Here is a 13,405-nt window from a genome sequence, read left to right as displayed (position 1 = left end):
GACCATGCCAGTGAAGAACCGTTTTGCCGAGCTTCTGCCCGAGATCACCGAATGGCGCCGTGACCTGCACGAGAACCCCGAGATCCTCTTCGAAACCCACCGCACCTCGGCGCTGGTGGAGGAGAAGCTGAAGGCCTTCGGCTGCGACGAGGTCGTCACCGGCATCGGGCGCACCGGCGTCGTGGGCGTGATCCGCGGCAAGACCAACACCTCCGGCAAGGTCATCGGCCTGCGCGCCGACATGGACGCGCTGCCGATCCACGAGGAGACCGGGCTCGACTATGCCTCCAAGACGCCGGGGGCGATGCATGCCTGCGGCCATGACGGCCACACCGCCATGCTGCTCGGCGCGGCCAAGTACCTGGCCGAGACCCGCAACTTCGACGGCACCGCCATCGTGATCTTCCAGCCCGCAGAGGAAGGCGGCGGCGGTGGCCGCGAGATGTGCGAAGACGGGATGATGGAGACATTCGGCATCCAGGAAGTCTATGGCATGCACAACTGGCCGGGCGTGCCCCTGGGCCAGTTCGCGATCCGTCCCGGTGCCTTCTTCGCAGCCACCGACCAGTTCGAGATCAAGGTCGTCGGGCGCGGCGGCCACGGAGCCAAGCCGCACCAGACCGTCGATCCCGTCGTCGCCTCCGCCCACATGGTGAGCGCGCTGCAGAGCATCGCCAGCCGCAACGCGGACCCGGTGGACGAGATCGTGGTCTCCGTCACCTCGATCGAGAGCTCGTCGAAGGCGTTCAACGTGATCCCGGCCGCCGTGACCCTGCGCGGCACGATCCGCACCATGACCAAGGCCGCGCGCGCCCTGGCCGAGACCCGGCTGAAGGCGATCGCCAACGGCGCCGCCGCCACCTTCGACGCCGAGGCGCAGATCAAGTGGCTGCCGGGCTATCCGGCGATGGTGAACAGCGAGGAGCAGACCGCCTTCGCCGCCTCTGTGGCCGAGAAGGTCGCGGGCAGCTGCGAGGCCAATGCGCCGATCACCATGGGCGGCGAGGACTTCGCCTACATGCTGGAGGAGCGCCCCGGGGCCTATATCCTCGTGGGCAATGGGGACAGCGCGGACGTGCACAACCCGAACTACAACTTCAACGATGAAGCGATCCCGGCAGGCTGTTCCTGGTGGGCGGGCATCATCGAGGAGCGGATGCCGGCGGCCTGATCGGGGCCCGGCTCAAATACTGAAAGGGCGCGGGACCTGCCGGTGCCGCGTCCTAGTCTTTTCGAAGGTCATTTTCGAAAATTCTTGGCAAAATTCTTCGAAGAATTTTGGGCGCGCTGCGGGGACCGTGGCGCGCTTTTCTTTTGCGGTCAGGGGGCGCTGCCCCCATTGGCCTGCGGCCAATTCCCCCGGAGTACTTGGGGAAAGATGAAGGGGGGCCGGGGGACCGGGGTCTTGGAAGGGGGATTGGGCCGGGCTGGTCAGCCGCGGTGGACGGCCAGGTTCTCTCCGGCCCAGAGGCGTTCGTAGATCTCGGCCACGCCGTCGGCTTCGCGCTGGATCGAATGTTCGGCTGCGGCCAGGGCGCGGCCCCTGGCGCCCATCTCCTCGATCTTCGCGGGATCGGCGAGGAGGCTGGCCACGGCCTCGGCTGCCGCCTCGACGTCGCCGGGGGGCACGATGCGGCCCGTGGTCTCTCCGGCGGAGAACTGGCGGTAGTAGCCGGTGTCGGAGCAGACGAAGGGGGTGCCCGCCGCCATGCCCTCGACCGGCACGACGCCGAAGGGTTCGTAGCGCGCCACGTTCACCACGAGGGAGAGGGCTGGCATCAGGGCGAGCTGGTCCTCGTGGCTGACGAAGCCGGGGAAGAGGATGCGCTCGGTGAGGCCTGCCTTGGCGACACGGTCCTTGAGGTCCTTGAGGAAGGCCTCTTCCGAGGGTTTGGCCATGCCCATGACGAGGGCGGTGACGTCGGGGTCCTGCTGGCAGACCTTGATCATGGCATCGACGAAGATGTCGGTGCCCTTCTCGGGGCGGACGCGGCCGATGATGGCGACGCCCTTCTTGCCGCCATAGGGCAGCGCGGCCCAGGCGGCGGCGCGGTCCGGGACCGGCTTGAACTGCTCAAGATCGACGCCGTGGGACAGGGTGGCGGCCACGGCGGGGAAGAAGCTGGCGGCTTCCTCCGAGGTGGCGACAACGGCGTCCATGCGCGAGATCAGCCAGCGGGGGAAGGCGGAGTGCCGGTGCCGCGCGGCGGAGGTGAAGACCGTCTTGATCGGCAGGCGCAGCACGTCGCGGGCCCAGAGGGCCGAGATCATCTCGGGGTCGCGGCGCACGTGCCAGATGGCGAAGGGGCGGCCTGCGGGGGGCGTCTTGCTGAGGCGGCGCGCCTCGGCCGGGGTGATCGGCGCGGGCAGGCCCTTGAGCGGCAGCGGGTGGCCCACGAGGGCGAGGCGGTAGCGCTTCAGGTGGGTCAGCGCCATGCGCGCGGCGGTGGAAGAGACGCCGGTGAACCGCGTGTTGTAGTTGGTGACGAAAACTTCGGGCGTCTCGGTCATGGCTGCGGGTCCTTCTGCGGCGCGAGGGCGCGGATGCGGCGGGCGATTTCCTGCGGACGGGCCGCGGCGGTGCGGACCCAGTCGCGGGCCCGGGCGCCCATCTCCGTGGTTCCGTCTAGCAGGGGGGCGAGGGCGGCGGCAAGCGCGGGGGGCTCTGGCGCGACAAGCTGCGCACCGCCGGCCGCGGTCAGCGCGGCGTAAAGCTCCTCGGCATTGGCAACATGGGGGCCGGAGAGGATGGCGCAGCCCGCCTGCGCCGGCTCCACCGGGTTGTGGCCGCCGATGTTGTCGAGGAGCGAGCCGCCCATGAAGGCCACCGGTGCCGCAGAGAACCACAGGCCCATCTCGCCAAGCGTGTCGGCGAGGAAGACCTGATCGCGCGGGCCGGGCAGCCCGTCTGCGGACCGGGTGGAATAGCTGAGGCCATGGGCGCTGATCAGCGCGGCCACCTCCTGCGCCCGGTCGGGATGGCGCGGGGCGAGGAGGAGCAGCGCCTGCGGGTGATCGGCCAGCAGGGTCTTGTGGGTGTCGAGGAGGATCTCCTCCTCGCCCGGATGGGTCGAGGCCGCGACCCAGAGCGGGCGCGGGCCGATGGCCGTGGTGAGCGCGGTGAGCGCCGCGGGGTCGACCTTGAGCGGGGCGGCGGCCGTCTTGAGCGAGCCGGTGACCTCGATCCGGGCGGGATCGGCGCCGAGGGCCTCCATCCGGGTCTTGGTGCCCGCGTCCTGCGCGAGGATCAGCGCCACGCGGGAGAAGAGCGCCCGGGCAAGGCGGGGCGCGAACCGTTGCCAGCCGCGCGCGCTGGAGGCCGAGAGCCGCGCGTTCACCATCGCCAGCGGGATGCCGCGGCGGCGCAGGGTGGCGATCTGGCCGGGCCAGATCTCGCTCTCGGTCAGCACGGCGATGTCGGGGCGCCAGTGGGCGAGAAAGCGGGCAAAGACCTGTGGCACGTCGATGGGCGCAAACTGGTGCTGCGCGCGGGTGGGCAGGCGGTCGGCGGCGATCTGGGCCGAGGTGATCGTGGTGGTGGTCAGCAGGGCATGGAGCGTCGGGTCTTCGGCCAGCGCCGCCTCGATCAGGGGCAGGGCCGAAACCGTTTCGCCGACCGAGACGGCGTGGACCCAGAGCAGCGGGCCCTCGGGCCGGGGCAGGGTGGCGCGGCCGAAGCGTTCGCCGACGCGTGCGGGATCGCCACCCTCGCGCAGGTGCTTCTCCGTCAGGCGACGGCGGAGCACGGGGGCGAGGAGGCGGGCGGCGGTGGAATAGAGATGGTAGAGCGGCGGCAGCGCGGCGGGGCGCATGGGCGTCGTCAGCCCCCTGTGTGGCTCATGTGCCGCGACATCTGGCCGTCGGGCCGCTGGCGCGAATAGTCGAAATCGTGGCCCTTGGGCTTCAGCCCGATGGCGCGGTGGATCGCGGCCTCCAGCGGCGCGTCATCGCCGGGATGGTTGCGAAGCGCCGGGCGCAGGTCGGCCATGTCTTCCTGCCCGAGACACATGAAAAGCTCGCCCGTGCAGGTCATCCGCACGCGGTTGCAGCTTTCGCAGAAATTATGCGTCAGCGGGGTGATGAAGCCGATCTTCTGGCCGGTCTCCTCGAGGCGCACGTAGCGGGCGGGGCCGCCGGTGCGCTCGGTCAGTTCGGTCAGCGTGTACCGCTCGGCCAGCTGGCGGCGCAGGTCGGTGAGGGGCCAGTACTGGTCCAGCCGGTCCTCGTTGCCGAGGTCCCCCATGGGCATGACCTCGATCCAGGTCAGGTCCATGCCACGGTCGCGGCAGAACTCGGTCAGGGTGAAGAGCTCATCCTCGTTGAAGCCCTTGAGCGCCACGGCGTTCAGCTTGACCTTGAGGCCCGCCTCCTGCGCGGCGTCGAGCCCGCGCATCACCTGCGGCAGGCGGCCCCAGCGGGTCACCTTGGCGAACTTCTCCTCGTCCAGCGTGTCGAGCGAGACATTCACCCGGCGCACGCCCGCGGCGTAGAGCTCCTTGGCGAAGCGGGCCAGCTGCGAGCCATTGGTCGTCAGGGTCAATTCTTCGAGATCGCCCGCCTCGAGGTGCCGCGACATGCCGTTGAAGAAGGTCATGATATCGCGGCGCACCAGCGGCTCGCCCCCGGTGATCCGCAGCTTCTTCACGCCCATGCGGATGAAGGTGGAACACATGCGGTCCAGCTCCTCCAGCGTGAGGAGCTCCTTCTTGGGCAGGAAGGTCATGTTCTCGGACATGCAGTAGACGCAGCGGAAATCGCAGCGGTCGGTGACCGAGACGCGCAGGTAGGTGATCGCGCGCTGGAAGGGATCGATGAGGGGCGTGTTCATGGGCGGAAGGTAAGTCCGCCGACGGGCCGGGGCAAGGGCTGTTTCCGCATTGCCGCGGGTGCCGGGCGTGCTAACTTTGCGCCATGATGACACGTCTGCTGATCCTGAGCCCGCTTCTTCTGGCCGCCTGCGCGGCGATGCCGGAGCAAACCGGCCCGTCTTCGGGCACGGCCCCCGCCGAGATGGCGGAGGGGCAGATGCCCGTGGAGGAGGGCGCCGAACCCACGGTCGAGGAGGAGGCTGACGCCGATCTCCCCGGGGCCGAGGCCATTGCGCCCGCGGCCGGATCGCTGGGCCGCACCGTGGCCTCTCTAGGCGCGCCGGGCGAGGCGGGGATGTGGCTGAAGACGCCGCTGGTGAAGGCCGAGACGCCGGGACGGATCACCTACGAGGGCAAGACCGCCGATGTGACGCTGATCCCGATTGCGGGGGAGCCGGGCGCGGGCTCGCGGATCTCGCTGTCTGCCATGCAGGCGATCGGGGCGCCGCTGACGGGGCTGCCGACGCTTGAGGTCGCGACGCGCTAGGCGCTCTCACCTGTCGCTGCGGCCGAGAGGATGACCGGCGACGCGGCCGGGCACCAAAAATCTTCGAAGATTTTTGGGAAGAGTTTTCGAAAACTCTTCCTCGCGGGCGGAGAGGTCTTTCGTCCGGTCGGGCGGTGCACGTGAGCTTCGCGGTGCAGCCCCCTGATCAGGCGAGGTATTTCGAGGCCTCCTTGCGGGCGAACCCCTTCATCTGGGCGCCGTGTTCTGCGAGGAAGGCGCGGACGCGGTCTGCGTCGTGCTTGGAGAGATCACGCAGCCACCAGCCCACGGCCTTCTGGATGAACCACTCCCGGTCCGCCACGTAGCCTGCCGCCCAGCCGAGCGCCCGTTCACGGGCTGCGGCCTGCGCCGCATCTGGGTGGTTCAGCTTGGCCAGCGGCAGGGTGATGACGAGGGCGGCACGGCGGCTCCACATGTGGTCCGAGACCGTCCAGCCCTCGACCTCGTCGAGGCGCGTGAGATCGGCCATGATGCGCTTCTGCCCGGCGATGCAGGCGTGATCGGCCACGGCCCAGCCGTCGACATCCGGCACCCAGCGGCAGATCAGCGCCCAGACGGCCGCGTCGGGGCGGATCCGGGCCTGGGTCAGCAGCTTGGCCGCGGCCAGCCGCCCCTCGTGCACATCCGTGTCCCAGAGCGCCTCGGCCAGCGAAAGCCGCTGCTCCAGCGTCAGGGCGCGGCGCCACTCGGTCGTCATGTCGTTGATCACCGGGTTCGCGACGCCCAGATAGCGGCGCGGCACCTTATGATAGGCCAGCATCTCCTCGGCCTTGCCCGGTTCCGCGTGGGGTTCGAGCAGGGCCAGGGCCTCTTCAGCCGTTCCGGGCAGGGTCATGTGGGGATATTGCCTTCCGCGATACCGGTCTCCGCGCCGTTCAGGGTGCGGGTGTTCTTCTCGAGCCAATAGTCCCGCAGGCCGTCATCGCCCTTGGTCTCGGCCCATTTGTGCAGCGTGTCGCGCTCCTCGACATAGTCGAAGAAGGGGATCGAATAACCGCAGGAGGTCTGCACCATCTCGACCGCCACGTCATAGATCTGCCGCGCACCGCGTTCCTCGGGGAAGTTCGCGTTCAGCGCCGCCCAGTCGGGATCGTTGCGGTGGATCACCCGCGCGGTGCCGTAGCAGCGCAGGATCAGCGGGCGCTTGGTGAAGGAGCACCACATCAGCGTGATGCGGTTCACCTGCGCCAGATGGCCCGCCGTCTCGTTGCCCGAGCCGGTGAGGTTGCGCCACAGGATGCGGTTCGGCCCCAGCACGCGCAGGCTGTCCATGCCCTTGGGCGAGACATTGACATAGCCCTCCGCCCCGGCGGTGCCGGTGAAGAAGATATGCTGATCCTCGATGAAGGCGCGGTGGGCGTCCTCGATCTCTGTGAACTGTTTGGCCATGGAAGCCTCCGGTCAGGGTCCGTGGGAGCAGGGGCGCGGGCCGCCGGGCGCCCCGCTGCGCGCCCGGTTGTTCGCCCGATTATTCGACCGTGACAGATTTCGCCAGATTGCGCGGCTGGTCAACATCCGTGCCCTTGGCAACGGCGGTGTGATAGGCCAGCAGCTGCGCGGGCAGGGCATAGAGGATCGGGGCCAGTTCCGGCGCGACGGTGGGCATCTCGACGCTTTGCCAGACGCCATCCCCGGCCTCGGCGATGCCGGCGGCATCGGAGATCAGCAGCACCTTGCCGGCCCGCGCCATGACCTCCTGCATGTTCGAGATCGTCTTGTCGAAGAGCGCGTCGCGCGGCGCCATGACGACCACCGGCAGGTGGCTGTCGATCAGCGCAATGGGCCCATGCTTGAGCTCGCCGCTGGCATAGGCCTCGGCGTGGATGTAGCTGAGCTCCTTCATCTTCAGCGCGCCTTCCAGCGCCAGCGGATACATCCGCCCGCGCCCGAGGAAGAGCACGTCGGACACTTCCGACAGGTCGGCCGAGATGCTCTCGGTCAGGGCGTTGCTGTCCATGGCGGCGTTGAAGAGCCCGGGCAGGCCCTGAAGCGCCCCCAGCAGCTCGGCCAGCTTCTCGGCGCTGATCGCGCCGCGCTGCTGCGCGGCCTCCAGCGCGAGGATCATCAGCACGGTCAGCTGGCAGGAGAAGGCCTTGGTGGAGGCCACCCCGATCTCGGCGCCCGCGAGGATCGGCAGGGCGAGGTCGCTTTCCCGCGCGATCGAGCTTTCGGCCACGTTCACCACCGAGAGGATGCGCGCCGCCTTGCCCTGGCAATAGCGCAGCGCGGCCAGCGTGTCCGCCGTCTCGCCCGATTGCGAGACGAAGAGCGCCAGCGTGCCTTCGGTGATCGGCGGCTCGCGGTAGCGGAACTCCGAGGCGATATCGACCTCGACCGGCAGCTGCGCGATCTGCTCGAACCAGTATTTCGCGGTCAGGCAGGCGTAGTAGGCCGTGCCGCAGGCCACCAGCAGCAGGCGGTTCACCTTGGCGAAGTCGACGCCCTCGCCGGGCAGGGTGATCGCTGCGCTGTCAGGGGTCAGGTAGTGGCGCAGGGCGTCGCCGATGACCTTGGGCTGTTCGGCGATTTCCTTGGCCATGAAGTGCTTGTGCCCGGCCTTGTCGACGCGGGCGCTGTCTATGCGGATCGTCTTGATCTCGCGGTTGGCCAGCTGGCCCGAGGCATCGCGGATCTCGACCGAATTGCGGGTGACCACTGCCATGTCGCCCTCTTCGAGGTAGGTGATCCGGTCCGTCAGGGGCGCGAGCGCGATGGCGTCGGAGCCTACGAAGTTCTCGCCCGTGCCATAGCCCACGGCGAGGGGGGAGCCCTTGCGCGCGGCGATCATCAGGTCCTCTTCGCCGTCGAAGAGGAAGAGCAGCCCATAGGCCCCCTCGATCCGGTGCAGCACCTCGGTCACGGTCTCGACCGGGCCCATGCCGCCCTCCATCAGGTGGTTGGCCAGCAGGGCGACGGTTTCGGTATCTGTTTCGGTCTGGAAGGGCACGCCGGCCTCGGCCAGTTCGGCGCGCAGCTCGCGGAAGTTCTCGATGATCCCGTTGTGCACGACGGCCACGCGGCCCGCCTGATGCGGGTGGGCGTTGGGCACCGTGGGCGCCCCATGGGTGGCCCAGCGGGTGTGGCCGATCCCGGCCTTGCCCGGCAGCGGCTCATGCACCAGCAGGTCCGCGAGGTTCACCAGCTTGCCGACCGCGCGGCGGCGGTCCAGCTTGCCATGGTTCAGCGTGGCGATGCCGGCGCTGTCATAGCCGCGGTATTCCAGCCGACGGAGCGCGTCGAGCAGGAAGGGGGCGGCTTCGTGATTTCCGAGGTACCCGATAATTCCGCACATTATTGCGCCTCCTTGGCGGCTTTCGCCTTCCGTGCCTTCAACATTTCGAACAATTTCCGCGCAAAGCCCGGCTTGTTCACCTGCTTGGCCCGGCCAAGCGCAAGGGCGCCCGGCTCCACGTCCTGCGTGATGACCGAGCCGGAGCCGGTCATCGCGTCATCCCCGACCGAGACCGGCGCCACCAGCATGGTGTTGGAGCCGATGAAGGCCCGCGCACCGATCCGCGTCTGGTGCTTGAACACGCCGTCGTAGTTGCAGGTGATCGTGCCCGCGCCGACATTGGTCTCCTCGCCGATCTCGGCGTCGCCGATGTAGCTGAGGTGGTTCACCTTGGCGCCGCGGTCGATCCGGGCCGCCTTGATCTCGACGAAGTTGCCGACCTTCACGTCCTCGGCCAGCTCCGCGCCGGGGCGCAGGCGGGCATAGGGGCCGATGACCCCGCCGCGGCTGACATGGCAGCCCTCGAGGTGCGAGAAGGCGCGGATATGCGCCTCGCTCTCGACGGTGACATCGAGGCCGAAGACCACGTTCGGCTCGATCACCGTGTCGCGGCCCACGACGGTGTCATGGGCGAAGAAGACGGTTTCGGGCGCGGTCAGGGTCACGCCGTCCTCCATCGCCTGCGCGCGGGCGCGGGTCTGGAAGGCGGCTTCGGCCTGCGCCAGCTCGGCGCGGGAGTTGATGCCCATGGTCTCTTCTTCCGGGCAGGCCACGGCGGTGGCCGACAGCCCGCGGTCTCGCGCCAGCCCGACCACGTCGGTCAGGTAATATTCACCGGCCGCATTCTCGCAGCCGACCGCGTCGATGAGATCGAAGAGCACCCTGGCATCCGCCGCGATCACGCCGGAATTGCACAGCGTTATGGCGCGTTCCTCTTCCGAGGCGTCCTTGAATTCGACGATCTTCTCCAGCACCTCGCCCTGCATCAGCAGCCGGCCGTAGCGGCCCGGATCGGCGGCCTCGAAGCCCAGGACCACCACGTCGTGGCGCAGTCGCGCCTCGGCCATCGCCTCCAGCGTTTCCGGGCGGATGAAGGGGGTGTCGCCGTAGAGCACGAAGACATCGCCCTCGAAGCCCTCCAGCGCGGGGCGCGCCTGCGCCACCGCATGGGCCGTGCCGAGCTGCTCCTCTTGCAGGACGCTCACCGCCTCCTCGTCCCAGTCGGAGGCGGCCTGCGCCACCGCTGCGGCCCCGTGGCCGGTGACGATCACCGTGCGGGCGGGCTCCAGCATGGCGCCGGATTTCATTGCGTGGACCAGCAGCGGGGCGCCCGCCACCGGATGCAGAACCTTCGGCAGATCCGAGTTCATTCGCGTGCCCTTGCCCGCGGCGAGGATCACCAGCGCCTTCTCCGTCATGACTGCCCTTTTTGCTTTGCGCCTTGTCGGCATCCGTTTTATCGGGATGGGAAACAGGCGCAAGGGCGACCCCCTTCACCTTCCATTGCGGAATGTGTCGAGGGGCCCCGCAGGAGGCAGGGCAGATGAAAAGCGTGATCTTCGATCTGGACGGGACACTGGCGGACACCAGCGGCGACCTGCTGGCGGCGGCCAATGCCTGCTTCCGCGGCATCGGCATGGGCGATCTGCTGGGCGCGGGCGACGAATGGGTCGCGGTGCGCGGCGGCCGGGCGATGCTGCGCCTGGGCTTCTCCCGCGCGGGCCGGGCCGAGGACGATCCCGGGATCGACGTGCTCTATCCCCAGCTGCTGTCCCATTACGCCCGCGATATCGACACCCACACCGTGCTCTATCCCGGCGCGATGGAGGCGGTGGAGGCGCTCTTGATGGCGAATTACCGCGTCGGCATCTGCACCAACAAGCCCGAGTATCTGGCCGAGGAACTGCTGACCCGGCTGGGCGTGCGCGATGCCTTCGCCTCGCTTGTGGGGGCGGACACGCTGACGGTGAAGAAGCCCGACCCCGAGCCGCTCTTCGAGGCCGCGCGCCGCGCCGGCGGAGACCCGCGCATGACCTGCCTCGTGGGCGACAGCGACACTGACCGCAACACCGCGCGGGCGGCGGGTGTGCCCTCGATCCTCGTCACCTTCGGGCCGGAGGGGCAGGGCGAACGGATGCAGGCCTTGGACCCCGAGGCGCTGATCGGTCACTTCGACGAGCTTCCCGGCACGGTGGCGCGGCTTCTGGCCTGATCCGCACGCGCCCCGCGGCGCCCCCGCTGCGCGCTGCGCGCCGGGACAGCCAACCGCCGCACGCACCGGGGCGCAATCGCATTGACGCAGCCTGCCGCAGGGGCCAAGGATGCGCCCATGAGCGAGCGTTTCACCGGCAATTTCACCCAGCAGGAGCCGATCCCCGAGGCGGGGATCGAGGCCGCGCTGACCGTCCTGCGCCACGGGCGCCTGCACCGCTACAACACGGCCCCCGGCGAGATCGCCGAGACCGCCCTGCTGGAGCAGGAATTCGCACAGGCCATGGGGGCGGACTACTGCCTCGCCATGGCCTCGGGCGGGCAGACGCTGGCCACGGCGCTGCGCGCGCTGGAGGTGAAGCCGGGCGAGAAGGTGCTGACCAATGCCTTCACGCTGGCGCCCGTGCCGGGCGCGATTGCCTCCCTCGGCGCGGTGCCGGCCTATGTCGGCGTGACCGAGGCCCTGACCATCAACCTCGACGATCTCGAGGTGAAGGTCGGCGACCCGTCGGTGCGTGTCCTGCTGCTGAGCCACATGCGCGGCCATATCTGCGACATGGACCGGCTGATGGCGATCTGCGATGCGGCGGGGGTGAAGGTGATCGAGGATTGCGCCCACACCATGGGCGCGCGCTGGAAGGGGACGCTCTCGGGCCGGCACGGGGTCTTCGGCTGCTATTCCACCCAGACCTACAAGCATATGAATTCCGGCGAGGGCGGGCTGCTGATCTCGGACGACGACGAGGCCATGGCCCGGGCGATCATCCTCTCGGGCAGCTACATGCTCTACGGTCGGCACCTTGCCGCGCCGCCGGCCGAGGTCTTCGAGCGGGTGAAATACACCACGCCCAACGTCTCGGCCCGGATGGACAACCTGCGCGCCGCAATCCTGCGCCCGCAGGTGAAAGCCCTTGCGCAGCAATGCGAGGCCTGGAACGCACGCTACAAGGTGGTGGAAGACGGCCTGCGCGACACGCCCGGCCTGACGGTGATCGAGCGCCCCGAGGCGGAACATTACGTCGGCTCCTCGATCCAGTTCCTGCTGCTCGACTGGCCGGAGCGCGCCATCGGCGCGGTGCTGGAGCGCTGCGCGGCCCGCGGGGTCGAGTTGAAGTGGTTTGGCGGCGCGGAGCCGGTGGCCTTCACCTCGCGCTACGACAGCTGGCGCTATGCCCCGGTGGAGCCGATGCCCGCGACGGACCGGATCCTGAAGGGGATCATGGACATGCGGCTGCCGCTGACCTTCAGCGTCGAGGATTGTGCCCTGATCGCGCGGATCATCCGCGCGGAAGTGGCGGCGGTGTGGCAGGCCGAGGGGGCCCCGCAGGAGATTTGAAGCCTCCGGCGGGGATATTTCGGAAACGAAAATGGAGGGGCCTGCCCTCATCTTTCCGCAAATCCTCCGGGGGTGAATTGGCCGCAGGCCAAGAGGGGGCAGCGCCCCCTCGATCCGCCCGCCGCAGGCGCTGTCCCGTCAGTCTTTCCAGGTCACCTCGGTGCCGTAGAGCGGCACGGTCGAGACCGCCAGCTTGGCAGAGCCGTCGGCGAGTTCCGCGGCATGGGCGAGGTAGATCAGGGTCTGGTTGCCCTCGTCGTAGATCCGCTTCACCCGCAGGGATTTGAGGATGATCGAGCGCGAGGTGCTGAAGACATCCTCGCCGTCCTCGTCGCGGTCGATATCGCCGATGGTGATCGGGCCGGTCTGGCGGCAGGCGATGGAGGCATTCGACGGGTCTTCGAACCAGTTGCCCTTGGAGAGCCGGTCGATCAGGCCGCGTTCGAAATAGGCGATGTGGCAGGTCACGCCTTCGACCTTGGGATCGGCCACCGCCTCGATCACGATGTCATTGCCGACCCAGTCGACGCCCACTTCGCCGACCTGTTCGGCGTGGAGGGGCAGGGCGAGCGGCAGGAGGGGCAGCAGGCAGAGCAGGGCGCTGCGGGCCGTCTTGAGAGCGGTGGTCTTGAGCATGGGCGATGTCCTTCACGGAAAAGACCCGGGCCGATGGGGCCCGGGCGGAACGCGCGGATGAGGCCGGCCCTGGCAGGGCGGGCCCCAGTTGGCAGGCCTGAGCAGGCAGGCCCCACTCGGTGGGCCACAGTAGGGTGGGCCTCAGAAGATCAGCCGGCCATGGTCACCCACGTCGGGCGTGTCACCGGTCATCTTGGCCTTGGCGATCTCATAGAGGAAGCTGGCGCCGCCGTCACCGGACCAGACCTCCGCCTCCTCGGGCGTCATGCGCAGCAGGCGCACGGCACTGTCCTTGCGCCCGTTCTCGAACCAGGCGGAAGCCACGGCGCTCCAGATCTCGTCGAGTTTCTTCGGGTCGTCGGAGACCTCCAGCCGGCCGCGGACATTGGCGTAGAGGTTGGCGCGGGAATCGGCGACGTGGAAGCTGGCGGCGCCCGACGCACGGGCGGCGCGATCGGCAGCGGTGCCCTGAGCGGTGATGAACCAGATCACTCCCGCCTCGGCATCGGCATGGGGGGCCATGGGCACGGGGTGTTCGCCCCCGGCGGCCAGCAGGCCGGCGCGGGTGTCGTCAAGTCCTTTCCAGAAATCACTTTTCAGGTCGCGGCTCATGA

At 68.9% G+C, this 13,405-nt stretch carries 13 protein-coding genes; 4 read left to right on the top strand and 9 right to left on the bottom strand.

What is annotated here, in order from left to right; translation table 11 throughout:
• The first annotated feature begins 4 nt into the window (after window positions 1–4).
• Window positions 5–1,171 carry a M20 aminoacylase family protein gene (locus ACX9MO_RS00575; RefSeq protein WP_462213174.1) on the top strand — a complete coding sequence of 389 codons (1,167 nt, stop codon included), beginning with the start codon at window positions 5–7 and terminating at the stop codon, window positions 1,169–1,171.
• A gap of 260 nt (window positions 1,172–1,431) precedes the next feature.
• On the opposite strand, the gene ACX9MO_RS00570 is transcribed toward ACX9MO_RS00575, so the two are convergent.
• The 3 genes from ACX9MO_RS00570 to moaA are packed head-to-tail and all read right to left on the bottom strand — an operon-like array spanning window position 1,432 to window position 4,828.
• Window positions 1,432–2,511, bottom strand: coding sequence for a glycosyltransferase family 4 protein (locus tag ACX9MO_RS00570; protein WP_462213173.1), 1,080 nt, complete (start codon window positions 2,509–2,511; stop codon window positions 1,432–1,434).
• Complete coding sequence (locus ACX9MO_RS00565) at window positions 2,508–3,812, bottom strand: 3-deoxy-D-manno-octulosonic acid transferase (protein ID WP_462213172.1); 1,305 nt, start codon at window positions 3,810–3,812, stop codon at window positions 2,508–2,510. The genes ACX9MO_RS00570 and ACX9MO_RS00565 overlap by 4 nt, the downstream gene beginning before the upstream one ends.
• Window positions 3,813–3,820: 8 nt before the next feature.
• Window positions 3,821–4,828 carry a GTP 3',8-cyclase MoaA gene (gene moaA, locus ACX9MO_RS00560; RefSeq protein ID WP_462213171.1) on the bottom strand — a complete coding sequence of 336 codons (1,008 nt, stop codon included), beginning with the start codon at window positions 4,826–4,828 and terminating at the stop codon, window positions 3,821–3,823.
• Between the two features lie 83 nt (window positions 4,829–4,911).
• Between moaA and ACX9MO_RS00555 the strand changes: the two genes are divergently transcribed.
• On the top strand, window positions 4,912–5,355 hold the full coding sequence (locus tag ACX9MO_RS00555; RefSeq protein ID WP_462213170.1) for a hypothetical protein: 444 nt from the start codon (window positions 4,912–4,914) through the stop codon (window positions 5,353–5,355).
• Between the two features lie 166 nt (window positions 5,356–5,521).
• Here ACX9MO_RS00555 and ACX9MO_RS00550 read toward each other — a convergent pair whose 3' ends face one another.
• The 4 genes from ACX9MO_RS00550 to glmU form a co-directional block, all read right to left on the bottom strand.
• The gene (locus ACX9MO_RS00550; RefSeq protein ID WP_462213169.1) at window positions 5,522–6,211 is read right to left on the bottom strand and encodes a DNA alkylation repair protein; all 690 of its coding nucleotides are present in this window, start codon (window positions 6,209–6,211) and stop codon (window positions 5,522–5,524) included.
• On the bottom strand, window positions 6,208–6,765 hold the full coding sequence (locus tag ACX9MO_RS00545) for a pyridoxamine 5'-phosphate oxidase family protein (RefSeq protein WP_462213168.1): 558 nt from the start codon (window positions 6,763–6,765) through the stop codon (window positions 6,208–6,210). The genes ACX9MO_RS00550 and ACX9MO_RS00545 overlap by 4 nt, the downstream gene beginning before the upstream one ends.
• Window positions 6,766–6,844: 79 nt before the next feature.
• Window positions 6,845–8,668: a glutamine--fructose-6-phosphate transaminase (isomerizing) gene (gene glmS / locus ACX9MO_RS00540; RefSeq protein ID WP_462213167.1), complete on the bottom strand. Its 1,824-nt coding sequence runs from the start codon at window positions 8,666–8,668 to the stop codon at window positions 6,845–6,847.
• On the bottom strand, window positions 8,668–10,026 hold the full coding sequence (gene glmU, locus ACX9MO_RS00535) for a bifunctional UDP-N-acetylglucosamine diphosphorylase/glucosamine-1-phosphate N-acetyltransferase GlmU (protein WP_462213166.1): 1,359 nt from the start codon (window positions 10,024–10,026) through the stop codon (window positions 8,668–8,670). Before glmU ends, glmS begins: the two co-directional genes overlap by 1 nt.
• Before the next feature lie 125 nt (window positions 10,027–10,151).
• Between glmU and ACX9MO_RS00530 the strand changes: the two genes are divergently transcribed.
• Window positions 10,152–10,820: an HAD-IA family hydrolase gene (locus ACX9MO_RS00530; RefSeq protein ID WP_462213165.1), complete on the top strand. Its 669-nt coding sequence runs from the start codon at window positions 10,152–10,154 to the stop codon at window positions 10,818–10,820.
• 117 nt (window positions 10,821–10,937) lie between these two features.
• Window positions 10,938–12,155: a DegT/DnrJ/EryC1/StrS family aminotransferase gene (locus tag ACX9MO_RS00525; RefSeq protein WP_462213164.1), complete on the top strand. Its 1,218-nt coding sequence runs from the start codon at window positions 10,938–10,940 to the stop codon at window positions 12,153–12,155.
• 138 nt (window positions 12,156–12,293) lie between these two features.
• On the opposite strand, the gene ACX9MO_RS00520 is transcribed toward ACX9MO_RS00525, so the two are convergent.
• Window positions 12,294–12,791 carry a CreA family protein gene (locus ACX9MO_RS00520; protein WP_462213163.1) on the bottom strand — a complete coding sequence of 166 codons (498 nt, stop codon included), beginning with the start codon at window positions 12,789–12,791 and terminating at the stop codon, window positions 12,294–12,296.
• A 141-nt stretch (window positions 12,792–12,932) separates the two neighbouring features.
• Complete coding sequence (locus ACX9MO_RS00515) at window positions 12,933–13,403, bottom strand: pyridoxamine 5'-phosphate oxidase family protein (protein ID WP_462213162.1); 471 nt, start codon at window positions 13,401–13,403, stop codon at window positions 12,933–12,935.
• Between the last annotated feature and the right edge of the window lie 2 nt (window positions 13,404–13,405).

The organism is Pseudooceanicola profundus, from assembly GCF_054919315.1.
This window is presented reverse-complemented; position numbering and strand designations above follow the sequence as displayed.